We start from the raw sequence: 26,593 nt of genomic DNA on the forward strand, positions 1-26,593 counted from the left end.
TAAGTTATAATTTATAGAACTTTTTTGAGTTTAATTACATCTTGATTTTTCTAAAAGTCAAATTAATTCTATGCTCATTGATTTTAGATTCTTTAGGAACAGCATGTTGCCAAAAATGCTGAATTTGTCCTGCCATAATCAAGAGCGAACCATTAGTTAAATAAAACTCTAATTTATGAGACTTGTTATTTATTTGTCGCAATAAAAAGCGACGAGGAACACCAAAATTAACCGAAGCGATAACAGGATTTTGACCTAATTCTTTTTCATTATCACTGTGCCAACCCATCGAATCTTGTCCATCTCTATACCAATTTAACAAAACACTATTGAATTTTAGACTCTCTTTGTTCTGTATTTTCTCAACTTCCTCAATCAACTTTTCAATTTTTTCTTTAATAAATAGTAATTTTTCATTCCAAGGATTAGGTTTTAATTTTAGACCAGAATAAGAATAAGCAGCCTCTTCATCTCCATACCAAGCCGAAAAACGAGGTTCGAAAAGTAACTTTCCAAAAATTTTGATTTGATTGTGTGTCCAATTTATGGTTGCAAAATTAATTTCTGATAGTTTTTCTTTCTCAAACTCTCTCCAATCTATCTTATTCCAGTTTAGATTATTGTCATTTTCTAAAAAATAATTCATCAGTTCACTACTCAAATTCTCATCAAAAAAATTCGGTACAAAAATCAATTTTCCATTCGGAATAGATATGATAAATGCTTTTTTATCTTCATCAAAAAAATACGAATAGCCTTCTTTTTGAGGTAAAATGAAAGGTAATTTGTTTTGAAATGAAGATTGATTGAATAAGTCCATAGTTTAATTTTTTAGTTCATTTTTGATATTGTATATCTTTTTAGAAAATGAAATTGTTTCTTAAAAACAAAACAAGTGCGTTAAAATAATAGTAGAAACTAAATCATAGACTAACTTTTCAACTAATCTTTCCTTAAATTGTGAATTATTTTCTAAAACTAAAAAATACATAAAATACATGTCTTCAAAAGTGACTTTAGTAGGTGCTGGTTTAGTTGGTTCTTTGCTTTCTATTTTTTTAGCAAAAAAAGGACTGCAAGTAGAAGTTTTTGAGCGTCGTCCAGATTATCGTAAAATTGGTGCTGTTGGTGGGCGTTCTATAAATTTGGCTTTAAGCGATAGAGGGTGGAGAGCTTTAAAGAAAGCAGGAATCGAAAAAAGAATCAAAGATGTTGCACTTCCTATGCGTGGGCGAATGATGCATGCAACAGATGGAGAACTAACTTTTCAGCCGTATGGAAAAGAAAATCAAGCTATTTATTCAGTTTCAAGAGCAATCTTGAATGAAGTTTTGATGGATGTAGCTGAAAAAGAACATGGTGTAAAATTCAATTTTAATCAGCGTTGTGAAGATGTAGATATAAAAGAAGCAAAAGCGACTTTTGAAAATGAAGAAGATGGAAAAAATAATGAAAGACAAACCATAAAATCAGATATTATTATTGGTGCAGATGGTGCTTTTTCGTCTGTTCGTGGACACATGCAAAGAATGCCTCTTTTTAATTATACACAATACTATCTTCCTCACGGTTATAAAGAACTTCATATTCCTGCCAATGAAGATGGAAGTCATAAATTAGCACCTGACGCATTACATATTTGGCCTCGCCATAGTTTTATGTTGATTGCACTGCCTAATACGGATGGAAGTTTTACTTGTACACTTTTCTTGCCTTTTGAAAGTGATAAAGGAAATAAAGAAGCCTTCGAAAAGCTCAATACAGATAAAGAAATAATGGAGTTTTTTGAAACTCATTTTGCTGATACAATTCCACTTATGCCAACCTTACTAGATGATTTTAAGCAAAATCCTACGTCTTCTTTGGTTACAATTCGTTGTTCGCCTTGGGCGTATGAAGGAAATGTTTGTTTGATTGGTGATGCTTCTCATGCAATTGTTCCTTTTTATGGACAAGGAATGAATTCGGGTTTTGAAGACTGTTTTTATTTCAATGAGTTTATGGAAAAACAGCTTGAAGAGAACGATTCTATCAACTGGAAAGAGTTATTTTCAGATTTTCAAGATGAACGTATTCCAAATGCAAATGCTATTGCAGATTTGGCGATTCAGAATTTTATAGAAATGCGTGATAGAGTAGCTGACCCAGAATTTTTGTTGAGAAAGAAAATTGAAGCTAAGTTACATGAAAAGTTTCCTAGTCGTTGGATTCCACAATATACAATGGTTACTTTTAGTCATTTACCATATTCGTATGCACTTGCTACTGGCAAAAAACAAGAGCAAATTATGAATGAAATTATGAAAAAAGAAGACATTGAAACAAACTGGGAAAGTTTGGATTGGGAGGAAATTGTAGATAAACTGCATAAATGATTATACTCTAACTTTTTGTTAAAATTCTGCGTATAATATCCTAAAAACAAACAGTTCGTTTGTCTTACTACTTTATTTTAACAAAAAACTTTAATGAGCAAAAGCAAAAAGATTTGGTTAGGCATTTTTACATTTTCTCCACTGATAGTAACTATTTTGGCTATAATTGCTTTTATAGGAACTTTCATTACTGTTATTGCGACAGCTTCTAGCCAGCAAAATCCACCTGATGGTTTCCCTGAGTTATTTATAGGAGGATTTTTTACATTTTTTATCTTGATTTTATTAGCTTCCTTAGCTGATTTGGGAATCACTATTTATTACATCATTGATATAGTAAGAGATGAAAATGTAGATGAAACTGAAAAAATCATTTGGATTTTGGCTCTCTTTTTTGGTTCTTTTATCAGTACGGCTGTATATTATTTTGTTCGTATTTGGAAAAGAAAAGAAGGAGGAGTTTTGATCAATAAAAAAGTAGAATAACTTAACTAGTTCAACATATTATATAAAAAAAGACTTTAACCGAATTAATCAGTTAAAGTCTTTTTTGTAAAATACTATTTTCTTGCCATTATTGCTTTTTCCAACAGTGACATTATGATTACTCTGCTATTGAAGTGAAGTCAAAACTTTCTAAGAATTTGGTTGTAAAATCTCCTTCTTTGAATTTTGGATCATCCATCAATTTCAAATGAAATGGAATTGTTGTTTTTATTCCTTCGATTACAAATTCTTGTAAAGCTCGTTTCATTCTTACGATAGCTTCTTCTCTTGTCTGTCCGACAGAAATAAGTTTTGCAATCATGGAATCGTAGTGAGGAGGAATTGTATAACCTGCATAGACATGAGAATCTACACGAATACCATGCCCACCTGGAATATGCAAATGTGTAATTTTACCTGGTGAAGGACGGAAGCCTTTTGTTGGGTCTTCTGCATTAATTCTACATTCGATACTGAATAATTTTGGATAATAATTTCTACCTGAAAGAGGCATTCCTGCAGCTATTTTAATTTGTTCTTTTACCAAATCAAATCCTGTAACTTCTTCTGTAATAGGATGTTCTACCTGAATACGAGTGTTCATCTCCATAAAATAGAAATTTTTGTATTTATCTACTAAAAACTCTACTGTTCCTGCACCTTCATAGTTGATAGCTTTTGCAATGGCAATGGCAGCATCTCCCATTGCATCACGCAATTCCTGTGTCATAATAGGTGAAGGAGTTTCTTCTACCAGTTTTTGATGACGACGTTGGATAGAACAATCTCTTTCTGATAAATGACAAGCATCACCTTTTCCATCTCCAAAAATTTGTATTTCTACGTGTTTTGGTTCTACTACAAATTTTTCTAAATACATAGCCCCATTTCCAAATGCAGCTTCGGCTTCTTGTGTAGCAGAATCCCATGCTTTCTGAAACTCAGATTCGTCATTGATGATACGCATTCCTTTTCCTCCACCACCAGCAGTAGCCTTGATGATGACAGGATAGCCTACTTCTTTTGCTTCTTTAACCCCTTGTTCGATGGATTTTAGAAGTCCTTCAGAACCTGGAACAGTAGGAACACCAGCAGCTTTTACAGTTGCTTTAGCAGTTGCTTTGTCGCCCATTCGGTTTATCATGTCTGCACTTGCTCCGATAAATTTTATATCGTGTTCGGCACAGATAGCTGAAAATTCAGCATTTTCAGATAAAAATCCATAGCCAGGATGAATAGCATCTGCATTTGTAATTTCAGCAGCAGCAATGATATGAGGAATTTTGAGATAAGAATCTCTACTTGGAGCAGCCCCAATACAAACAGCTTCATCGGCAAAACGAACGTGCAAACTTTCTTTATCAGCAAGCGAATAAACGGCAACCGTTTTGATTCCTAATTCTTTACAAGTTCGGATAATGCGAAGTGCAATTTCTCCTCTATTGGCAATTAATATTTTGTTAAAAAGTTTCACGCTTTAATCAGTTACCAGTAAACAGTTACCAGTTACCAGTTACCAGTTATCAGTTATCAGTTTCAGTTAAATTTACTTTAAGGTTTTTTGATAAAATGATAGTACGATAACTCACAACTTACTGAATACTTTTTATGAATGAAAAAATTAAAATGATTTTCTGTGATACTTATAAATTGTGAATATTTAATTATAAACTAATAATTTGATGATAAAAAATGTATTTGCATTCATTTATCACTAACAACTTATAACTTATCACTAAAAATTAGTTTGGTTCAATTAAGAATAAAGGTTGGTCATATTCTACTGGAGTAGCATTTTCTACCAAAACTTTTACAATTTTACCTGAAACATCAGATTCAATTTCATTAAATAATTTCATTGCTTCAATAATACAAATTGTTCCACCTTCTTTAATAGAATCACCTACATTTACAAAAGCAGGTGTTTCAGGATTAGCAGAGCGATAGAAAGTACCTATCATTGGTGATTTTACAGTGATATAATTTCCTGTGTCTGCTGGTTTAGTTTCTTCTTTTTTTGCTTCTACTTGTGGTGTAGTTGTAGGAGTTTGTTGTGCAACAGCTTGTTGAACAGGTGGCGCAACTTGCTGTGTATATTGTTGAACAGGTTGTGCAGAAATAGTATGAGCTGCACTTCTTTTTACACTAACTTTAAATTTATCAGTTTCAATATTTACTTCTTCAAGACCAGTTTGATTGATAAATTCGATAAGTTCTTGAAGTTCTTTTGGTTTCATGCTCATAAAATATGGCTTTTTAGTGTGAGTAAAATCGTGTTAGGTCAGAATGATTACTTTTTTATTCATTCTTGGTTTAATGTCCTAAAAATAGAAATAAAAAACGGTTTTTGAGAAGTATCTTGACAAAATACTTTCAAAAACCATTTATTGATTCGTTTGCTAGGCTTATTTATTACGAATACGTTCCATATAAGAACGCTCTGCTGTGTTTATCTTTATTAAGTCGCCTTCGCCAATAAACAAAGGAACTTGAATTTCTGCTCCTGTTTCTAAAGTAGCTGGTTTTGTAGCATTGGTAGCTGTGTCGCCTTTTACCCCTGGTTCGCTGTAAGTAACCAAAAGCTCAACATAACCTGGTACTTCACACGTCAAAATTTCTTCTGTTTCGGCATGTACCATCATTTCTACAATCATTCCTTCTTTCAAAAATTCTGAACGTTCTATCATATCAGCAGCAACAAATGTTTGCTCATAGGTATCTTTGTGCATAAAGTGAAAACTATTTTCATCTTGATACAAATACTGATAAGGACGACGTTCAACACGTACAGTAGTTATTTTGTGTCCTGCCGAAAAAGTATTATCAAGTACACGTCCTGTAACTACATTTCTCATTTTGGTACGCACAAACGCAGGACCTTTACCTGGTTTTACGTGTAAAAATTCTGTTATAATATAAAGTCCATTATTGAATTCAATACAAAGACCATTTCTAATATCTGAAGTACTTGCCATAATTTTTTTAATAAATCTTCTTTAGCTACATTTTTAGTAAAAGAAGATAGTAAAGACAAACTAAAAATTTATAAAGTGCAAAATTAAGAAAAGTAGTTGAGAGTTTGGTAATTATGAGATAAAAAAATGAGTTTTGAAAACTATTTTAAATATAGGTGTAGATAAAATGAAATAAGAACATGGTTAAAATAGTAAAAGGTATGAAATTTTTCTCAGTCCTCTGACAAAAGATTTTGAAAAAAGATAAAAAAAAACCATAATTGAGTTTCTTACAAAATTTTTCTCACAAAATTTTCTCAATTATGGCAAAAGCAAAGTATGCTTCTAGTGGCAAAGTTACAAAATTAGTTACTGTTTTATCTTCTCATTTGACAGAGTTTCATCTTGCACGAGTTCAATTTATAGGTCTTTTTGTAATAGCTGTTATAAAAGTAGGCTTAGGAGGATTGATTCAAATTGCTACGGCTTTTGAACGGAATGTAGAATGCAGCTCCTCCTTACGTCGTATTGAACGCTTTTTAAATGGCTATAACCTTGATTTTAAGGCAATTACTCGTTTAATTGTTTCTTTACAAGGTATTGATAAGTGGAAGGATATTGTTTTATGTCTTGACCGTACCAATTGGAAGGTGGGTAAAAAAAATGTAAATGTTTTATTGCTTTCAGCAGCCTAGGGGTAGTTTTATCTATGACTAAAGGACAATCTCCAGCATTTGCATTTCTGTACAAAGTAACTAACTCTTTATGAACACCTCCCCATGGTGGTGGTACTTGATTTAGGTATTGCCAAAGTTCTATAGTTTTTACATCTTTTATAGGTGCATAAACATGTGTATTTGGCAGTTGATGCTTACGTAAACGTTGTCCTTTAACTTCATGCTTCTTCATTGATGATGCACGATTTGAACTCTCAGCACTTCTAGTTCCTAGTAAAATGATTGCTTCTCCCTTTTTTCCAACTTCATCTAAAATAAAACGAGTTGTGGGGTCTATTTTCAACCGTTCTGTACACCAACGATAAAATCGGTTTGGTGCAGGATAACCTAACCCTATTAATTTTATCCAAAAAGTATCTTCTAGTTTTGGAATAGTTTGATGAACAGAAATTGGTAAAGACTGTTCGTTAGTAGCTTTTTGTATTTTGTTTAATGTCTTATTGACAAATTTTACTATTCTTGGGTTTTCTACTAAAGTATCGTTACAAACAACATGAATTTGACGAGTAAGTAAAATAGGATCTAACTTCTTCAAAGCATTCCAAACTACCTGTAACAACATTGTGCTATCTTTTCCACCACTAAAACCTATTATCCAAGGTCTATCCAAATTTTCATCGTATAGATACTGATCTATAATCTCATTCTCTAAATAATGAATATCAAAAAACATAATATATATAAATTTAAAACTGTAAGGTATTTTTCTGTATTACTTTGGATTTTTTTTTAGGGTGTAAATATATAATAGTATTAAAGCCACATTTTAAACAATACAAAAAAGCCTATTCAATCCTCAGGACTGAATAGGCTTTTTGCTTTATAGGTTTATATAATTATTATCTAACAATCATAAATGAACCTGTTTTCTGGATTTGTTTGGTAGAACCACTAAAAGGATCTGTATAACGAATAATCCAAACGTATGCTCCTGTTGGTACATCTTTACCTTTGTGAGTTCCATCCCAAAAATCTTGAGGTTCTAGGTCTGAAATATCATCGGCACGTACTTCATAAATTACCTCACTCCAACGATTGAAGATTTGCATTTCGAAGTTTTTGATATGCTTACCAAAAATCTCAAAATTATCATTCAAGTTATCGCTATTTGGCGTAAATGCTTCAGGAATGAAAATACGTGGCTGGCAAAGTTCGGTTACAAAAGTGCTATCATTCGTTTCACACTCTGTTGAATAACGAGCAATGACACGCAAACGATAATTTCCACCTGCTTCAATTTCTAAAGAATCTTTGTTTCCTAAAAACTGTCCTGTTGAATCTGTCCAAACATATAAATAGGTCGTTGTAGAATCCTTATTCAGAAGTTTAGAACGCAGAATATGCGTTTGCCCTCTTTCAAAACGATCTTCTTCTCCCAACTCAAAACAAAGCGTTGTATCAGAAACTAATTCTAAAATTGGTTTCTCTTTGACCTGTACTTCTGTTGTTCTTGTAAACACACAATCATCTATTTTTACTTCTACGCTGTATATTCCTGATTTGGCTACATTTATAAATGGTGTTGTATCTCCTGTTGGAGTCCAGAAATAAGTAGCACGAGCCTCAGTAGCAGAATCTAAAAAGTTGAGTGTATCTCCAATCATTACACTTTCGTTTTCACAAACTTGTAATAACTCTGGCAACTCAAAAGTCGGACTTACATAAACGTGAACTGTATCAATATTCTGACAGCCATTTGAGTCTGTTCCCATTACAATATAATCTGTCGGAACTTTCGGACTAACTGTGATTGTATCAAAAGCAGTTGGGTCGTTGAGCCAAACATAACTCTTACCACCAGAAGGATAAAGTGTGATTGAATCATCAGCACAAATACTGACTGTATCTACACTATGCGCTCTAATAGTTGGTAATGGATTTACAAAAATAATTGCTGTATCTCCTGTATTTTGACATTCATTCAAATATCCACCTGTTACTGTGAAAGTATGGAAACCAATTGAATCTAATTGTACAGTAATAGTTTGAGTGGTTTCTCCTGTACTCCAAAGATAAGAAGTTGCGCCTCTTGCTTTAAGTGTAACAAAATCTCCCATACAAACTTCCGTTTTGTAAGTAGAATCAATCGTAATATCAGATGCACGATTAAACTTAACCAAAACTCTATCTGTAGAATCACAACCTGTAAGTGAATCATAAACTGTCAAAACAACATGGAAAGGCTCGTAAGAAGCTGGTTGAATGTCTTCAAAAGAAATGTTCAAGACAGAATCTCTTGAAAGAAGCACATTACTTTCTTCGTGTGTCCAAATATATCTTGTCAGAGCAGGATTATCAGGCAAGAAACCATTGATTTCAAGTTGCTCGTTTTCACACAAACGAATTTCTTCTTCTTCTATATTTGCCACAGCTTTACGATTTACACGAATTTTGATTGTATCACTTACACCACCACACTCAGTAGAAGAGTTGAAATACGTTTTCAAAATATAGATATGTTCGCCTACTTCTTGAGGTGTTACAGTTACGTTTGTAGTTGTTGCAAAAGAAGTTGTTTCAGGAAGTTTTATCCATTCAAAACGATTTCCAAAACTTTCTCCTCCTTCTAAAACTACACTTTCTCCTATACAAATAACCGAATCACTTGTATTTATTTGTGCAATTGGTTTTCTTCTAAAACGAACATTTACAGTATCAGTAGAAAAACAACCTCCATTTGGATCAGTTACTTTTATCTCAAAACGCTGTGAAGCAAAACTTTCAGTTGTTTGATACGTAACTTTGATTTTTGAAGTTGTAGCAATTACTTGATTGCTTTCTAACCATGTCCAAACATATTGATAATCATCATCATGAGTTGGGTCAAAAGCATCTAAAATAAGCGAATCTCCTTGACAAATAGTTGTCGTATCCGTTCCATTAGATGTATTTGATAAAGGCAACTCAATTTTAGGACGAACAAATACTTCTACAGATTTGGTTACAGAACAATTAGCTATTGTACTGGTGTCTGTTACTGTTACTGTATAAATTCCACTTACATTAACGATAGCTCTTCGGTTAGAATCACTTAAACTTACAATTCCAGCTCCCTGCCAATCGATAAGCATGTTACGAAGGTTTGTAGCTTCTATTCGCAATGTATCTTGCACACCACAGAAATAATTATCGTGTCCTAAAATTTGAAAATCTGGGTCAGCTGTAAAGTTTACACGAATTGTATCTCTTGCTTCACATCCTCTTGGGTCAATGGCAGTTACTGTATAAATACCTTCTTCTGTTGCATCATATACAGAATCTGTTCCTATAATTGTAGGGTCATTTTCTTTGTACCATTCATAGGTCGTTCCATTTTGATGAGAAATATCAGAACCTACCAAACGATATGGCAAACTTGAAGGGTTACAAACAAATACATCTGCTCCTAAATCTACATCAAGCGTATCATAATTGGTAACAGAAACAATATTACTAGAGTCACTACAACCTGTCTCAAGATTAGTAACAATCACAAAATATGTTCCTTGAAGAGAAACATATAGAGAATCATTTCCATTTCCTACTGTAATAATATCACCATCACCCTTTATACGTCTCCAATCATAGATAAACGAACCATCTTGAGTTGCTACTAAAGGCACAACATCATCAACACATTTTATTCTATCTACTCCCAAATCAACAACAGGAAGAGGATGAACAACAAAAGTAACGGTATCACTATTAGAAGAACAACCATTTGCAGTGGCAAAGCCTTTAGCATAGATTTGATATGTTCCTGCGTCAAGTGTATTAGGTTGAATAATATATGGATTTGAAGTAGAAACAGGTAAACCATTGATAAAATATTGGTGATTAATTCCTCCCACTACTTCAAAAGTTGCAGCTTCATCAATACAAAAAGCTGTAGTTGAAGCAACCCAATTTACTTTTGGAGGATGTACTGTTGTAATTACTACTTCATCTGTTGTAACTGTTCCACTACAATTTTTATCTGTAATTGAAAGAACTTGATAAGTATTTGTATTCGTATTTATTACAAATGTTTGAGGACTTGGACTTCCTACTGCTCCTATAATTTCAGTCTCTACTCGTACAATACCAAATGTATCAGTTACTTGATAAGTAAGTGTTGCAGGGAAATTTCCTGTAATTGTAAAAGTAACATCAGTAGGGCTATCAGCACAAACAGTTGCTGTTCCACTTACAGTAGCTGTTGGTTCTGGATAGACAGTAACTGTTGCCGTATCAGCTAACATTTGTGTACAACGTCTTCCAAAATCTCCTATTCGTGTAGCTTGTACAGAGTAAATAAACTTGTCTTCTCCTGTTGTAAGTGTAGTGCTTTCAGGTAATCCCGTAAAGGTAATTGTAGCCAAATCAACAGTTGGAGTTTGGATTGCTCCCGTTACAGCTACCCCTTCTCTAAATAATTGATATTCTACATCTCTTTCTGCATTAATAACCGAAATGGTAGAAGTTCCTGTTGCACAATGTGTAACTGGAGAAGCAGAAACAATCAATGTAGATTCATCCACTTCAGGTTCAGCATAAAAGCTAACATTTACAGAGCTTTGTGCTGGACAAGTTGCCCTCGTATCTGTAACAATAAGCGTATAAATTGCTTCATTTGTATCTCCTCCTTGAAGAGCAAAATTATTTACAACTTGACTTTGCCCTGTTCCCAGAGGAATCAAGGTAGGAGCAGAAGCACTACTCACAAACCATTCATACGTATAGAAAGGAGATGCAGGAGCAAAAAGAGTTTGTGCTCCTTCACTTGTACAAAAACCTAAATCAGTAACTACACTGCCTTCAAATTTAATTTCTGTATCTGGAGAAGGGAAAAACTCTATTGTAATTTCATCAGTTCTACTACACAGATTTGGATTATCATTACTGATAACTTCTAAGACATAGGTAGCTGAACTAGAGAAGTTTGATGCAGGTGTAACAAGTGTGCTTGTAGTGCTTACCACACCAACACCTACTTGTGTCCATACATACGAAACAGAACCAAAATCGGCATGAGAAGGCAAAGCACCTTCTAGTGTTCTTGCGCCTTCCGAATCACAAAAAGCTAAGTTATCAGGAGCAGTTGTTCCTCCAAACTGTATTTCTGCAATAGGATTTGCTAAGAAATTGATAGTTATGGTAGTTGTACTCTCACAAAATAACGTATTTGACTCATCATTTACTATTAATTGATACTCAACAGATTGAGTTGTATTGCTTGGACTAGTAACTGATATTTGTGCTGTATTTCCTGCAAATGCTCCTGTAGTCAGGTTTGTCCATTCATAAGTAATATTCAAACCTGCATGACTTGGATGAACACCACTCAAAATCTGCACTCCCTCATCAAAACAGAAGTCTAAACTTCCACCACTTGAAACGGCTGTTCCATTGTGAGAAATCTCTGCAATAGGATTTTCTATAAATTGAATCGTTATCTGTGCTGTTCGTTCACAAGAAAGTGTTAAGCCATTTGTTACTAAAAGTTCATACGTGGTAGTTGTTCCAAAATTAGAAACATCTAAGGTTGAACTTGTTCCTACAATTGCACCTGTTCCTACATCTTTCCATTCATAAGTAATATCTGCAAAACCTGCATGGTCTGGCGTTACTCCACTAAGGGTTTGAACTCCTTCTACATTACAAAACTGCAAGGTATTTCCTGTCTCAATATTTCCATTAAAACTAATTTCAGCTTCTGGGTTAGGATAAAAATTAACTGTTATAGTAGCTGTATTCTCACAAAAGACTGCATTTGACTCATCATTTACTATTAATTGGTAGTCAATAGAAGCAAAAGTATTGGTCGGGTTGGAAATAGATATTTGAGGAGTATTTCCTAGTGAAATACCGTTTGTAATATCTGTCCATTCATAAGTAACTGTACCTAGACCTGCATGACTTGGATGAATACCACTCAAAATCTGCGCTCCATCATCAAAACAAAAATCTAAACTTCCACCACTTGAAACAGCTGTTCCATTATGAGAAATCTCTGTAATAGGATTTTCTATAAATTGAATTGTTATCTGTGCTGTTCGTTCACAAGAAAGTGTTAAGCCATTTGTTACTAAAAGTTCATACGTAGTAGTTGTTCCAAAATTAGAAACATCTAAAGTTGAACCTGTTCCAACAACAGTATTAGTAGCAACATCTTTCCATTCATACGTAATATCTGCAAAACTTGCGTGATCTGGTGTTACTCCACTAAGGGTTTGAACTCCTTCAACATTACAAAATTGCAAGGTATTTCCTGTTTCAATATTTCCATTAAAACTAATTTCAGCTTCTGGATTTGGATAAAAATTAACTGTTATAGTAGCTGTATTTTCACAAAAGACTGCATTTGATTCGTCATTTACTATTAATTGGTAGTCAATAGAAGCAAAAGTATTGGTTGGGTTAGAAATAGATATTTGAGGAGTATTTCCTAGTGAAATACCGTTTGTAATATCTGTCCATTCATAAGTAACTGTACCTAGACCTGCATGACTTGGATGAACACCATCTAAAACTTGTACTCCATCATCAAAACAGAAGTCTAAACTTCCTCCGTTTGGAACGGTTGTTCCATCGTGAGAAATTGCTGCTATTGGGTTTTCTATAAATTGAACTGTGGCTGTTGCTACTCTTGCACATGAAGTGGTTTCTCCATTTGATACTGTAAGTTGATAATTTGTAGTTGCACTAAAGTTATCAACTGTAAGTGTTGGGGCTGTACTTACTACTACCCCTGTTCCTAAATCTACCCATTCATAGGTAATATTTGGAAAACTTGTATGGTCAGGTGTAATGCCACTTAATACTTGCTGTCCTTCTGAATCACAAAACTGTAATGTATTGGTAAATGTATAACCTGCAAAACTAATTTCTGCTTCTGGAACTGGAAAAAATGTAACCAGCATAACATCAGAGCTATCACAATTTGTTGTGTTTGGGGTTTCATTATTAGTTACCTTCAATGTATATTCATACGTAGTAGGCACTAAACCAACCGAACTAACAGTAGTTGTGAGTGTACTTGAGGTTTGTCCTATTAATTCTAAGCCATCTCTGAACCATTGATAACTTGGGTTATCAAAATCAGCTGTGTTGTGTGCTTCCAAAACTAAAGGAGCTTCTGTATCACAAAGTGTAGTATCGTTTCCTAATGTAAAAATAGGATTAGGATTTATATTTACTGTTGTTGTTATTGGATTATCCAAATTCTCACAAAAAGCATCTTGTACAAGATTTACAGTATAAACTCCTGCTTCATTTGTAATAAAAGAATAGGTATCTGCATTAATCCCAGTAACTGTAACATCTGGTTCGCTATCTCTTTGGTAAACAATCGTAAAAGGCTGTGTTCCTGTCATTGTTATGGTAAGTTCAACATCCTCTCCTTGACAAAGATTTGTTCCTCCACTAAATTCGGCTGTTGGAAGTGGATGCACAATAATTTCAGGTGCTATATCTAAAACTACTTTACACTCTCCTTCTGATACTGTATTTTGTACTACAATAAAATACATTGTAGTGGTGCTTATGGTAGGAGTAGTAAAGACAATAGGGTTTCCTGTTAATGAAGACTCTGCTGTTCCAATAGGTGCGCCAATGACACCTGCATTATTTTCATAAAGTTGGTAGGTATATCTTGTTCCTACTTCTGGGTTTACTATCGTAACGGTTCCCTCTCCTGTATTACAAATTGAATCTGTTTCTACAATAAGATTTGTAATAGGTAAAGGTTCAAAGGTTACTTTTATTTCGTCTTCATACACACAACTACTTGCAGGAACACGTAATTCTAATTTATAAAAAACTTCAAAAGGAGTCTGTGGAATAGGCAGTGTCTCAGATGCTGTATAAGTTACATTGGTAGCTAATGGAATATCTATATAAGTTATTCCTCCATCTGTACTTCGTTTCCATTGGTAGGTTGCATTAGCTGGATGAGAAGCATCTGTTCCATCTAAATCTACAGAAGTATTTTCACATATTATTCTATCATCTCCCAAATCAATTTGAATATCACCTAATACTTCTAACTCAGATTGTTCGTCTAGCAAAACAGTACAAGTAGGTGCATCTATATAACCTGCCTGAACTTGAATCGTAGAAATTCCTATTGGAAGTCCTGTAAGAGGAAGTTGTATTGTACCTCCTGTACCTGTCATTAGTCCTCCAAAAGGAGTTCCATTTCTAAGAATTTGATAATCAATATCTAATTGAGAACCTACTATTCTAACAAAAGCACCTGCACCTGAACAAAGTGTGCTATCATTTGGAAAAACAGTTAAGTCTTTTACAGGTTCAGGTTTAATAGTAACTTCTATCTCATCTTCTCCGACTGGACAAGGTGATGATAATTCTGTAACAACTACACTATAAATAACAGGAGCAAATTGTGGTGTATGATTAGGATCAAAGGTAGAAATAGTAGAAGGAGGACCTTGAGAAACCCCATCTACAAACCACTCAAATCTATAATTTGGACTAGCAATAGGACAAGTAGCATCTAATAAAGGAAGAGTTTCGGTACTACAAACACTTATGTCATTTCCAAAATCTACTGGGCAATCATCCACAAATACAATAGAACAATCTGTAGTACCTGCTCCCCCTGTTTTTGTTATTGATAAAGTAGAAGGAGCATTACTATAGTTCGTAACCATCATAACAAATATTTCTCCTGTTTGTCCATTGTTTAGAACAGGGAATTCTGATGTAGAAGCCGCAAAACTACAACTACTAGGAGCAATCGTTCCAGTAGATATTATTGTACAAGCTTCACTAGGAGTAGTACAAGCATTAAATGGTCCCCAAACTGCATAATCAACATCTTCAGCAGGACTAGAGGCAAGTCGCAAATTAACTGTACCAGGTTGATCAATTCTCATGAAGAACCAAGCAGGATTTCTAGCTGAACTTACACAACCATAATTTGGTCCCGTCGGAGCTAAATTATAAGGAGGTCCCCCAGGGGTTACTCCTGCAGGATAAGTTACTCCTGAATCTGTGCAAAAAGGATCTGCTGTGGAGCAAGTAGTTCCTTGTGCATATAGTGAGTTCCAAAAGGAGGCTGTATAAAAAAAGGCTGTCAGTAAGACAACACTAAAAAGGTAAAAGTATTTTTTCATTGTTTTAGCTGGTTATTTATTTGTAAAATCAACAAATCCTGTTTCATTATAAAGTTGAGCTGTTTTATTTTTAAAAAATAAACTCCACTCTTCTAAAGTCCAATTTTCTTTTTCGGCATCAGGAATTAGTGTAATTTTTACTTTTTGAGTGATAATATTTGTGTCGAACTTGACACTTGCATCATTGAAGAAACTAAAAAAACGATTAGCTTCTTCTAATGTAATTAGATTAAGGCTTGTAATATCTGCTTCAAATATTTTTGCATCTTCAGGCACATCTTGAGCAAACATTATATAAAGTTCTTTAGTAATAGAAGCCTTTGGTAATTCTTTTGAATCTGCATTTTGTGCTAATAAAGAATCAAGAGGTAAGAAAAAGATAATAAAAAGAAAAATTATCTTGTAGAAAGAGGAGGTACTTTTCATTGATTTTTAATTAAAACCATATTTTGAGTTGATATTAGATACATTCTAAATAAGAAGAAAATTCTCCTTTCAGAAAACCTAAAGACTCAAAAACAAGTCTTTTGTTAGATGGTTGAAAATTATTTTGGTCTAAATTTACGTATAATAGTATTCTTTAACAAAAGATTAATACAATATGAATCACTGCAAAGAATATTTTTTTCAAAATAAACTTCTAAATACTTGAAAATATACAGTTTTAAATGTAATTAATCTAATTATCTGTTTTTTATCGAAAGGAGCTTTGAAAAAATTTTAATCAAATTAATACAAATTATTTATTTGTGTTTCTAGCTACCTTTTCTACCTTTGCTTTTTTTGGAATAACTATTTTTATTTTTTTTATTATTCTTATTTTAATTTTTTTCTTCCTTTTATGAATCCAATATCATTACATCAAAAAACAGAAAGTTTTAAAAATTTAGCTTTTGAAGCTGGTTTTTTGCATTGTGGAATCAGTAAAGCTACATTTTTAGAAAAAGAAGCAAAAGATTTGGAAAAATGGCTTACACAAGGTAAAAACGGACAGATGCAATGGATAGAAAATTACTTTGATATTCGTCTTGATCCTCGTCTTTTGGTTGATAATGCAAAATCGGTTCTTACATTTGCTTACAATTATTATCCACCTGTGTTATTTGAGCAAGAAAATAATTACAAAATTTCAAAATATGCGTATGGGAGAGATTACCATAAAGTCATTAAAAAGAAATTAAAACATCTTATCAATCATTTAAAAGGTGAATTTGGAGATTTTAATGGACGTGCTTTTGTAGATTCTGCTCCTATTATGGAAAAAGTTTGGGCAAAAAAAAGTGGAATTACGTGGCAAGGAAAACATACAAACGCTATTCATCCCAAAACGGGTAGTTTCTTTTTTTTGGCAACCTTAGTTTTGGATATAGAATTAGAATATGACAATCCTACAAAAGATCGCTGTGGAAATTGTACCCTCTGTTTAGATGCTTGTCCGACTGATGCACTTTCAGTAGAAAATCCCTATCAAATTGATGGAAGCAAATGTATTTCATATTTTACAATAGAACTAAAAGACAAAATTCCATCAGAGATGCAAGGAAAATTTGAAGATTGGATTTTTGGTTGTGATATTTGTCAAGATGTCTGTCCGTGGAATAAGCGAAAATCAGCTCAAATTCCTCATAACGAAAATGATTTTTTGCCCCCTGAATTGTTGCAAGAAATGACAAAAAAAGATTGGCACGAACTTACAAACGAGCTTTTTGACGAATTATTTATAGGCAGTGCTATAAAAAGAACCAAATTTGAAGGCTTAAAAAGAAATATAGAATTTGTAAAAAAGTAGTTACAAAAAAATAACTTTCCTATTTTATATAGAAAAGTTATAAAAATAATTTTTGTCGGTTAAACTTATATATGAACTTGATTTATCAAGTTTTATAGATTAAAAATGTAGCAAATAGTTTTTGGCTAAGTATATGTATTAAAAAATTTGACTAAAATGATAGAAATAGCTTTTTAAGCTACTACTCTTGAACTGGCAAAACAACGTAATAAAATATCATAATACAGTTGTCCGAATTGAGAAATAGCCCAGTTACGAAGTTCAAAAACCTCATTTGAAGTAAGAATAGCTATTGTTTTGCGTAATTCTTTTTCAAAAAGTATTTTAGAAAAACTAACTTTCTGAATAATCATTTTTTGATACTCTAACATAAGCGAAAAAAATTTAATAGTGAGTGTTTATTATTTGTGTGTGTAGCTATCAAAAGTTGCTTTATTCTTATCTTAGTAAGTTTTAAGTAAAAATTTGAGTGAAAAATTAAATAAGCTTATTTTGAGGTTTGTTTACAAAACCTTATGAACTCACATTAACTCAAATTATTTTTTCAGAAAACTCTTGATTCTTAACTTGATAACTAATGTAATCGCAATTAAGAACGTAAAACCAGTAGTTTAGGTTTAGTGAAATAGTGATAATTCAAGTTAAAAATTGAATAAATTATGTTAAACCTATTTTTTTCTGTAACTTTTGATATGTACCCAAAATACGTTTTTTTTAATGAAAAAGCAAATCTAAACTCAAGATAACAAGCCATTTTCAAATATTTCAAAAATTATGGCGATTTTAAACCTCTATTTCAAACATTTAAAATTAGGCAATAAAAAAAGCCCATTATTTTTATAATAAATAATAGGCTTTTGAAATCAAATTGAAAGGTTTATTAATTCTCCATCAAAAATGCTTTCATATATTCGGTCAAATCACCATCTAAAACAGCTTGTATGTCTGTTCTTTCATAACCTGTGCGAACATCTTTAATAAGTTTATAAGGATGCAAAACATAATTGCGAATCTGTGACCCAAAATCAATTTTCTTTTTAGAACTTTCTATTTCATCTCTGGCTGCATTACGTTTTTCTATTTCTATTTGATAGAGTTTTGCTTTAAGCATTTCCATTGCCAGTTCTCCATTTTGAAGCTGAGAACGCTCTTGCTGACATTCGGCTACAATTCCTGTCGGAATGTGCTTCAAACGAACAGCAGTTTCTACTTTATTTACATTCTGTCCACCTGCGCCACCCGAACGGAAAGTTTGCCTTTCGATATCAGCAGGATTGATTTCAATTTCGATAGAATCATCTACTAAAGGATACACATAAACAGAAGCAAAAGAAGTCTGACGTTTTCCAGCCGAATTAAATGGAGAAATACGCACCAAACGGTGAACACCATTTTCAGACTTGAGATAGCCATACGCAAAATCGCCACTAATACGAATAGTAACTGATTTTATTCCTGCAACATCTCCATTCACAAGGTCAAGAAGTTGGTATTTGTAATCGTTTTTTTCTGCCCACATTCTGTACATTCTAAGCAACATTTCAGACCAGTCTTGGCTTTCTGTTCCTCCTGCACCCGAATTTATTTCCAATATAGCATCTAGTTTGTCTTCTTCGCCACTTAACATTTTCTGAAATTCTAAGTCTTCTAAAGTTTTTGTTACCTTTTTAGCTTCCTTATTAACTTCAGTTTCTGTAGCTTCTTCGGCTTGATAGAATTCATATAAAACCTCTAAATCTCCAAGTTGAGTATAAAGTTTTTCAAATCTATCTGTCCATATTTTTTTAGCTTTAATATTTTTTAGCAGCTTTTCGGCTTCTTCTGGGTCATTCCAAAAATCGGGTTTGAAAGTTTGGGCTTGTTCTTCTTCGATTTCGGACTTTTTGGTTTCGTAGTCAAAGATAGCCTCGCAAATCTTCTGTTCGATTTTGCAAGGCACGTAATTGGTCTGGAGTCATAAATAAATTAAAACGACTGAAAAAATGAATAATTTGTTTTTATTTTTACAAAGGTAAAGACTAACAGAGAGTTTGACAACTATAAAACTATATTGAGTCAAAAACAGTTTTTATGAAAAAAGAAATATAAAAGATAAATTTATGCACATTCATAAAATAGATGCCGTTTTACATTCCGATTTTTTAAAAGAAAACCGTCAAGACCCGATTACAGGAGATTTGATAGAAGAAGGCGATGAAGTAGTTTTTTGTGCAAGCTGCAAATCAGCTTTTTTAAAAGATACGTGGCTTTATTTAGACAAAAAACATTGTGATCAAAATAAAACCATCAAAAAACCAACTTTTGGGCAAAATCTTGTTCTTGCAAAAGCAAAACAAGAAACCGTTTTTATTCCATTAGAAGGTGCAAAATCATTCAAAAAGTTTATTAAACAAACAAAAAATGGATATTGGACAAGTGAATATGAATCTATAAAAAATAATATTATAGTCTATAATGAAAGAGAAGGTACTGGTTTTATTCTTTTTTTAGCAATGATTATGTATGTTGTCTTTATGTTTTATTTTGGTGTTTCGGTAGGACTTGTTGGACTTGTGAGTTCGCCTATTTTATTGCTTTTGGCTCGTTATTATATCAATTTGGTATATTCTTCTAATACAGATAAAGCGATGCTAGGTGTAGGAGAAAATGAGCTGATTATCTATTTTTCAGAAAAAAAACAGAAAAGTTTTATTAGTTATAAACACATAGAAAAAGTAGTTGTGACTTACAAATCAGATGACAAATCAATAATTGAAATAAAAGATAAAAGTGGAATCAAAATAAAAACAGAATTACAAACTACACTCATTAAAAAGTTTTTGACTTCTATTTCAGACAGAAATAAAGAAACTCTAATTGAGTTAATTTCATTTCCAGAAGTATATACAAACACAAACTTTTTTTGGCAGTTGAGGGAAAATCCTTTACTGAGATTATCCTGATTAGCAAAGAGTTATATTTTGTAAGATTCAAAAGAAAAAATTTAGATTAATAATTTCACTTTGCAAATCAAATCTATTTTAATAAAAGATTCGTAAATTTTATTTTTGCCTATTCTATTTTTGTATATTTGACTCATAAACAATCTAGCTAAATCTTAGTAATGGATTGTAACTTATTTTTATATTTTTTCTTGCCGTTGTTGTACGCTTTATTTGAAATTTAGACCAACAACACAAATCAATCATTATGACTTTTCCAGAAGAATTAAAATACACTAAAGAACACGAATGGATTCGCTTAGAAGGCGATATTGCAACTGTTGGAATTACAGAATTTGCTCAATCAGAACTTGGTGATATCGTTTATGTAGACATCACAACAGAAGGCGATGAAGTAGAAGCAGGTGAAGTTTTCGGTTCTGTTGAAGCTGTAAAAACGGTTTCTGATTTATACATGCCAATTACAGGAACAGTAACAGAAGTAAATGCTGAACTAGAAGATTCTCCAGAAACAGTAAACTCAGATCCTTATGCTGGTGGTTGGATGATAAAAATTAAAGTCAATAATGTTGATGATGTAGCTCAGCTTATGTCAGCTGCTGATTATACAACTTTAGTTAGTTAATTAGTTTTTCACCATTATCAACGTCCGATTACAGACGATTGCTAAGGTAAAAAACTAACTATGTTCATTGATTTTCTACCTTAGAAATGGTCTTGACCTTTATAATGGTAGAAAATCATTTTTTTTGAGTTTTAGCTAAATATTTCCTTACATTAATTGTCAGTTCAACACTCTCCATTTTCTTTCTATCTTTTTTATTGATTTTGTCCGAAATATCTAGTTTTTGAATGTTTGTTGTGGCATTTAATTCAATTGCTTCTTTTTCTCCATTCAAAAATACTTCAACAGGCATATTAAAATCTGTGTTTTCAGTATTTTCTGATTGATTTACTTTCCATTTATAAGATAAAAAGATGTTATCATCTTCTTCCAAAATCTCATATTCCAAAACAGGAATCTCTTTATTAGTTAGATAATAATTAAAAATAGGAGTTAAATTTCTACCTGTTTTTTGATTGAAAAAATTGATAACTTGCTGTGTATTTATGTGTGAATGTTTGTAGGTCTGATAAAATTCTTTAACTGTAGCAAACCATAATCCATCATTATCAATCACAGAACGCAAAGAATGCAGCATCCAACTTCCTTTGTAATACATATCTGCACCTAGCCAGTCGTTATAGTTTACATCCAAAGGCGCAAGAATGACATCTTGATTCAAAATTTTAGGTTTTTGAGTCAATAAATAATCAATTGCCTTTTCTTTTCCTTGAAAATATTCTACAAAAAGAGCTTCCGAATAAGTTGTAAATGATTCGTGTATCCAAAGTTCTGCATTATCGTTTGCACTGACACTATTTCCAAAAAATTCATGTCCTGATTCGTGAATAATTATAAAATCGAAACCATACGGATTAAGTTTGTAATTATTTCCATAAGCTACACAAGATTGATGTTCCATTCCCCAGTAAGGCGTTTCTACAAGCGCATAACCATCTTTTTCGAAAGGATATTCTCCAAAAAAGTATTCAAAGGCTTCTAACATTGGCTTTACTTGACTCTCAAAATAAGGTTTTGCCTTTTTCTCATTTCCCTTAATAACATAATAGTCTAGTTTTATAGGTTTTAAAGAATCTTGCTTGTTTATAGGATTTGTTAGCTTTGTTTTAGAGATATATGTATCTTCAAAATGAACATAATCGCCAATATTCAAAGTCATATTGTAAGAAGCAATTGGATAAGAAGTTTTCCATTCGTAACCAATGTAATTTTTGTCTGTTGTTTCTTTATTAATAGAAATTAAATCACCATTTGAAACACAAAACAAGTCTTTTGGAACTTCTGTATAAATACGAACACTATCAGGCTCATCGCTCAGATGATCTTTTAAAGGAAACCAACTACTAGCTCCCAATCCTTGACAACTAACAGTCACCCAAGGTTTTTCATTTGCTGTTTTGTTCCATGTAAAACCACCATCCCAAGGAGGATTAACTGCATTCTGAGGTTTTCCGTGATAATAAACACTTATAGTTTCATTAGTTTTGTTCTTTTTTGAAGTATTTAAGCTATTTCTAATTTCGGTAGGAAGTTCTACCCAAATAACTTTTCCTTCTCTTTTATTTCGTAGAATTTGAGTAGGATTAATAAAACTTTGAGTCGTATGTTGATTATAATAGACAATAGAATCAATTTCAAAATTTTCGAATAAGTCTAATTGTAAGACTGAATCTAAATCAAGATTTTGGAACGTTATTTTATTAAATCCTGAAATAGATTGATTTTTAATATCAATTTTCACATTCAAATCGTAATACTTTACATCATAAGCTCGCTCTTTTCTCAAAGCTCCTCGCAAGGAATCTTGATGAGAAAAAATCATCTTTGCATGTTGAGCAAAAACAAAACTATATTGACTTTGCAAAACAAATAATACTGCAAAAAACAGTAAATATAATACGTAAACTATTTTTTTCATTTTTTGATTAAATTAGTGGTTATTTTGTCGTTGGTCAGACACCAACAACAGTGAATTTTTTATAAAAAGGAGCATAACTTATCGTTTGCAATTTATCACTTATAATTTTTAAAAATGCCTTTACAAATTTTAGAAAAATCCGAAAATCGTTTGGTTGCACTTTGGCAAATTACAGAAAATAGTCTGTTTTTTGAAAATCAGTTACCAAAAGAAGATTTAGAATATATCAATAGTAAATATTCAGATAAAAGCTCCAATGAGAGATTAAAAACGAAACAAAACGAGAAAAAACTTGAGCGTTTAGCCGTTCGTCTTTTGGTAAAAAATCTAGTAGAACAAATGGATTTTGAATACACTTTTTTAGAAAAAACTCAAACAGGAAAACCTTTTTTGAAAGGTAACACAAAATTAAAACTTTCCATTTCTCATGATTTTCCTTTTTGCGCTGCCATTATCGACCAAAATAATGAAGTAGGAATTGATATTCAATCGCTTACACCAAAAATTAGCCGAGTTTTTCATCGTGTTATGAGTAAAACAGAACAGGAAAAAGCACAAACATTGAAAGAACAAACTCTTTTTTGGTCTTCAAAAGAAGCACTTTATAAATATGCAGATATTGAAGGACTTTTTTTTAAAGAAGACTTAAACGTAAAATTAGAAAATGATTATTTGATAAATAATAATAAAAGTCAGCTTCTTGGAAGAATTAAAAATGATTTAATTTCAAATAAATGGCTGCCTTTATTTCATCATAATTTTACCAATAAAGAAAAAGAATTTGTAGTCGTTTGGCTATAAATTAAACAAAATTTTGTTGTACTGAATTTCAATTTACAACTTATCATTTACAATTATTCCCTAACCTTCATTCCCAATTTTGTATAAAGTTCTGTTCCAGAAAGCTCTACAATATCGCCAGACTGCATTTCTCCTAATTCAATATTTTCAATGGCATAACGCACCAAACGCAAAGTGGGGAATTTTACGGCTGCTGTCATGTGTCTTACTTGTCTATTTTTTCCTTCTGTAAGTGTAAGTGAAATCCAAGATGTAGGAATCGAAGCACGATAACGAACTGGAGGATTACGTGGTGGAAGAGTTGGTTCTTCAATAGATTTTGCCTTTGCAGGACTCGTAAAATAATCCTTTTTCTTGATGCGAATAACAACACCTTCTTCTAACTGCTTCAATGCCTCTTTATGAATTTGTCCATCTACTTGTACATAATAAGTGCGCTCATGAGCAAAATCAGGATTTAACAATTTATGATTTAGTTTTTTATCATTGGTCAGAATTAATAATCCTTCGCTGTCTGTATCTAGCCTTCCAAGTGGATAAACATCTTTTGGAAAATCAAAAGCTAAATCTGCCAAAGTTGCTTTATCACCTTCTTTTGAAAACTGACAAATCATTCCGTAAGGTTTGTAAATAATGAAATAACGCATATTTTTCTTGTATATAATTTTTGAATTGTTTTTTTACAAAGTACGCATTTTCAGAAACAAAAAACACTTCTATTTTTCTAAAATAAAAGTGTTTTTAACGATTAGGACTTTCGCAAATTCATTTCTAAACAAAATAGTATTTTGTTTTTTCCATAGCGTTGGGTTTGCAAACCCAACGCTATGGAAAAAATAGCATTTGCACAAAATAAAATTTAGTAATAGTTTGAATTTGCGAAAGTCTTAACGATATGAGTTGTATTATTTTTGTTTGTTACCTAATATTTTTACTTTAGTTAGCCATTTTTCTCTTTGCGCTTGGGTAGAGTTTCGTACAACTCCGATATAGGTTACTTTTACAGGCTTGATACCACAAAATTCTAAGGTGTTCTTTTTGAGTTGTTTTGTACTTGGCTGTCCATTTATGAATTTGTAGTACCAACTTGGTTGGTCTAATGTAGTAATAATATGTGCTGTTTTTCCTTTTAAAAGTTTGTCCCAAAAGACAGAATTTTCTCTATATTGAAAAGCAAAAGTAGGTAAAAAAAGCCTGTCAATAAATCCTTTCAAAATAGCAGGTAAACCTCCCCACCAAACAGGATGAATCCAAACTAAATGGTCTGCCCATTTTATTTTCTCCCAAGATTCTACTAAATCAGGTTCTAATTCTGTTCTTTTTTGGTATCCATATTTTAGATTTGGATTAAAATTTAACTCTGAAACAACAATTTCTTTTATTTCTGCCTGAGAGTTTTCTGCTCCTTCCTTGTAGGCTTGAGCAATTCCAAAATTAAAGGAATCTTTATTTGGATGTCCATTGATAATTAGAATTTTCTTTTTCATTTGTTTAATCTTTTTAGTGATATTTATATTAGTTTTTGCGATTAAACAAAGGTAAAAAAGAGGTTTATGAGGATATAGGACAAATGTCTAAAAAACAATTTCCTTACGAATTCGGCTCAAATGTCTTTGTGTTATTCCTAAATAAGAAGCCAAATATTGCAATGGAATTTGTTGAATATATTGAGGCTGTTTTTCAATTAAATCTCTATAACGCTGAACTGCATTGTCTTTTTGAAGTTGGAAAACTCTTTTTTCTAATTCAATATACTGTTGTTCAGCTATAATTTTGAAGACTTTGAGCCAGTTGGTACTTTTTTGAGTTAAATCATCTACTTTAGTTTTAGGAATAGTTAATAATTCAGCTTCTGTAATTGCTTGCATATTTTCAGAGGTTGTTTCTCCTGTGATTAAAGAAGAATAAGCAGCCATTAAATTATTAGGAAACATAATACAATATGTAAATTCTTCTCCTTTGTTTGAAGTGTAGAAAGACCGAAAAGTTCCAGACTTAATAAAGGCTATCTCCTTACAAATTTCTCCTTCACGAATAAAAAAATCTGATTTATTGAGTTTTTTTGGAGTGGTATTTTTTACAAAATCATCAATTTCTGTTTCTGAAAGAACTTCAAATGTTTGAAGATATTTTTTTATCATGATACATGTTGTAAATTTAAACTATCAAACTTTACTTATTAAATAATCCTGCTTTGAAGCATCCTTATTATTCAAAATCTCAGAAAGAAAAAAATAGCATAACAGCAAAAATAATAGTATTGTCTTTACTTGTAAACCTAACTATGGGTTGTATATTACTCTATTTGAATCTACTTCTTTTTATTTTTTTTCCAATAGCAATTACATTTTCTATTATAGCTCCTTTTTTTGATATTCCTTCTTTGAAAGAAAATAATCAGCTCATTTATTATTCCTCATTATTTGTTGCAGAAAGAGAGAAAAACAAAATTATTCTCGTACATGGAGGTAGTTTATTCGATTATTTTTTTGTCATCGATAGAAAACTAACAGGAAGAGAACGTTCAAATTTTATTTTAAAACACTATTTAGAAGGACTTCTCAATCTAATTTCAGAATATGAAACCAAAGATACTCAATTTTTAGAAGATGTAACAATAAAGGGAACTACTTATATTATCAATGAAAGAACAGCAGAAAAATTTGGATTAAAAAAGATAGAAACTGATACAATAAAACAATTAATCCTTATTTATAACTATCCAAATTTAATTTGCTCAATTTCGATTGCAAGAGCCAAACTTAGCTTTCCCAACTTAAAAAACATAAATACTTTTGAAGGAAAGATTACTGAACTAATTAAAAATAAGGATTACTTGACTAGATTATATCAAAAAATGTAATTCTT

Annotated in this window: 20 protein-coding genes; 7 read left to right on the plus strand and 13 right to left on the minus strand. The window is 32.0% G+C overall.

Annotated elements, in window-relative coordinates; translation table 11 throughout:
- Positions 1-34 precede the first annotated feature (34 nt).
- A complete protein-coding gene (locus V9L05_RS02810) occupies positions 35-820 on the minus strand; it encodes an alpha-ketoglutarate-dependent dioxygenase AlkB (protein WP_338814300.1) in 786 nt (261 codons plus the stop codon).
- A 178-nt stretch (positions 821-998) separates the two neighbouring features.
- Between V9L05_RS02810 and V9L05_RS02815 the strand changes: the two genes are divergently transcribed.
- Positions 999-2,375: an NAD(P)/FAD-dependent oxidoreductase gene (locus V9L05_RS02815; protein WP_338814301.1), complete on the plus strand. Its 1,377-nt coding sequence runs from the start codon at positions 999-1,001 to the stop codon at positions 2,373-2,375.
- Between the two features lie 93 nt (positions 2,376-2,468).
- Positions 2,469-2,861, plus strand: a complete 393-nt coding sequence (locus tag V9L05_RS02820) for a PLDc N-terminal domain-containing protein (RefSeq protein WP_338814302.1) — start codon at positions 2,469-2,471, stop codon at positions 2,859-2,861.
- A 118-nt stretch (positions 2,862-2,979) separates the two neighbouring features.
- On the opposite strand, the gene accC is transcribed toward V9L05_RS02820, so the two are convergent.
- The 6 genes from accC to V9L05_RS02850 all read right to left on the minus strand — a co-directional run bounded on the left by accC (position 2,980) and on the right by V9L05_RS02850 (position 16,076).
- Positions 2,980-4,335: an acetyl-CoA carboxylase biotin carboxylase subunit gene (gene accC, locus V9L05_RS02825; protein WP_338790427.1), complete on the minus strand. Its 1,356-nt coding sequence runs from the start codon at positions 4,333-4,335 to the stop codon at positions 2,980-2,982.
- Positions 4,336-4,603: 268 nt separating this feature from the next.
- A complete protein-coding gene (gene accB / locus V9L05_RS02830) occupies positions 4,604-5,098 on the minus strand; it encodes an acetyl-CoA carboxylase biotin carboxyl carrier protein (protein WP_338794203.1) in 495 nt (164 codons plus the stop codon).
- 168 nt (positions 5,099-5,266) lie between these two features.
- Entirely contained in the window at positions 5,267-5,836 is a 570-nt protein-coding gene (gene efp / locus V9L05_RS02835; RefSeq protein WP_338790426.1) for an elongation factor P, read from the minus strand.
- Between the two features lie 549 nt (positions 5,837-6,385).
- Positions 6,386-7,225: a DNA phosphorothioation system sulfurtransferase DndC gene (gene dndC / locus V9L05_RS02840; protein ID WP_338814303.1), complete on the minus strand. Its 840-nt coding sequence runs from the start codon at positions 7,223-7,225 to the stop codon at positions 6,386-6,388.
- Between the two features lie 166 nt (positions 7,226-7,391).
- The gene (locus V9L05_RS02845; RefSeq protein ID WP_338814304.1) at positions 7,392-15,650 is read right to left on the minus strand and encodes a gliding motility-associated C-terminal domain-containing protein; all 8,259 of its coding nucleotides are present in this window, start codon (positions 15,648-15,650) and stop codon (positions 7,392-7,394) included.
- Positions 15,651-15,662: 12 nt separating this feature from the next.
- Complete coding sequence (locus V9L05_RS02850; RefSeq protein WP_338814305.1) at positions 15,663-16,076, minus strand: hypothetical protein; 414 nt, start codon at positions 16,074-16,076, stop codon at positions 15,663-15,665.
- Between the two features lie 415 nt (positions 16,077-16,491).
- On the opposite strand from V9L05_RS02850, the gene queG reads away from it, so the two are divergent.
- The gene (queG, locus tag V9L05_RS02855; protein WP_338814306.1) at positions 16,492-17,439 is read left to right on the plus strand and encodes a tRNA epoxyqueuosine(34) reductase QueG; all 948 of its coding nucleotides are present in this window, start codon (positions 16,492-16,494) and stop codon (positions 17,437-17,439) included.
- A 173-nt stretch (positions 17,440-17,612) separates the two neighbouring features.
- Here queG and V9L05_RS02860 read toward each other — a convergent pair whose 3' ends face one another.
- Together V9L05_RS02860 and prfB are read right to left on the minus strand one after the other, a co-directional pair.
- Entirely contained in the window at positions 17,613-17,810 is a 198-nt protein-coding gene (locus V9L05_RS02860; protein WP_338814307.1) for a hypothetical protein, read from the minus strand.
- Positions 17,811-18,319: 509 nt separating this feature from the next.
- A protein-coding gene (gene prfB / locus V9L05_RS02865; protein ID WP_338814308.1) for a peptide chain release factor 2 occupies positions 18,320-19,397 on the minus strand; the annotation gives its coding sequence in 2 pieces (ribosomal slippage) (positions 18,320-19,342 and positions 19,344-19,397; 1,077 coding nt in all).
- Between the two features lie 141 nt (positions 19,398-19,538).
- Here prfB and V9L05_RS02870 point away from each other — a divergent pair.
- Positions 19,539-20,381 (plus strand): hypothetical protein, encoded by an 843-nt coding sequence (locus V9L05_RS02870; RefSeq protein ID WP_338814309.1) that lies wholly within the window; start codon positions 19,539-19,541, stop codon positions 20,379-20,381.
- A 247-nt stretch (positions 20,382-20,628) separates the two neighbouring features.
- The gene (gene gcvH / locus V9L05_RS02875) at positions 20,629-21,006 is read left to right on the plus strand and encodes a glycine cleavage system protein GcvH (RefSeq protein WP_338790418.1); all 378 of its coding nucleotides are present in this window, start codon (positions 20,629-20,631) and stop codon (positions 21,004-21,006) included.
- 115 nt (positions 21,007-21,121) lie between these two features.
- On the opposite strand, the gene V9L05_RS02880 is transcribed toward gcvH, so the two are convergent.
- Positions 21,122-22,924, minus strand: coding sequence for a M1 family metallopeptidase (locus V9L05_RS02880; RefSeq protein WP_338814310.1), 1,803 nt, complete (start codon positions 22,922-22,924; stop codon positions 21,122-21,124).
- 114 nt (positions 22,925-23,038) lie between these two features.
- On the opposite strand from V9L05_RS02880, the gene V9L05_RS02885 reads away from it, so the two are divergent.
- On the plus strand, positions 23,039-23,725 hold the full coding sequence (locus V9L05_RS02885; protein WP_338814311.1) for a 4'-phosphopantetheinyl transferase superfamily protein: 687 nt from the start codon (positions 23,039-23,041) through the stop codon (positions 23,723-23,725).
- A 53-nt stretch (positions 23,726-23,778) separates the two neighbouring features.
- On the opposite strand, the gene V9L05_RS02890 is transcribed toward V9L05_RS02885, so the two are convergent.
- The 3 genes from V9L05_RS02890 to V9L05_RS02900 form a co-directional block, all read right to left on the minus strand.
- The gene (locus V9L05_RS02890; protein ID WP_338790415.1) at positions 23,779-24,372 is read right to left on the minus strand and encodes a pseudouridine synthase; all 594 of its coding nucleotides are present in this window, start codon (positions 24,370-24,372) and stop codon (positions 23,779-23,781) included.
- Between the two features lie 258 nt (positions 24,373-24,630).
- The gene (locus V9L05_RS02895) at positions 24,631-25,212 is read right to left on the minus strand and encodes an NAD(P)H-dependent oxidoreductase (protein ID WP_338814312.1); all 582 of its coding nucleotides are present in this window, start codon (positions 25,210-25,212) and stop codon (positions 24,631-24,633) included.
- 87 nt (positions 25,213-25,299) lie between these two features.
- The gene (locus V9L05_RS02900; RefSeq protein ID WP_338814314.1) at positions 25,300-25,866 is read right to left on the minus strand and encodes a Crp/Fnr family transcriptional regulator; all 567 of its coding nucleotides are present in this window, start codon (positions 25,864-25,866) and stop codon (positions 25,300-25,302) included.
- A 53-nt stretch (positions 25,867-25,919) separates the two neighbouring features.
- On the opposite strand from V9L05_RS02900, the gene V9L05_RS02905 reads away from it, so the two are divergent.
- Entirely contained in the window at positions 25,920-26,588 is a 669-nt protein-coding gene (locus tag V9L05_RS02905; RefSeq protein WP_338814315.1) for a hypothetical protein, read from the plus strand.
- Positions 26,589-26,593 lie beyond the last annotated feature (5 nt).

This window comes from Bernardetia sp. Wsw4-3y2 (assembly GCF_037126295.1).
Taxonomy (GTDB): Bacteria; Bacteroidota; Bacteroidia; order Cytophagales; family Bernardetiaceae; genus Bernardetia.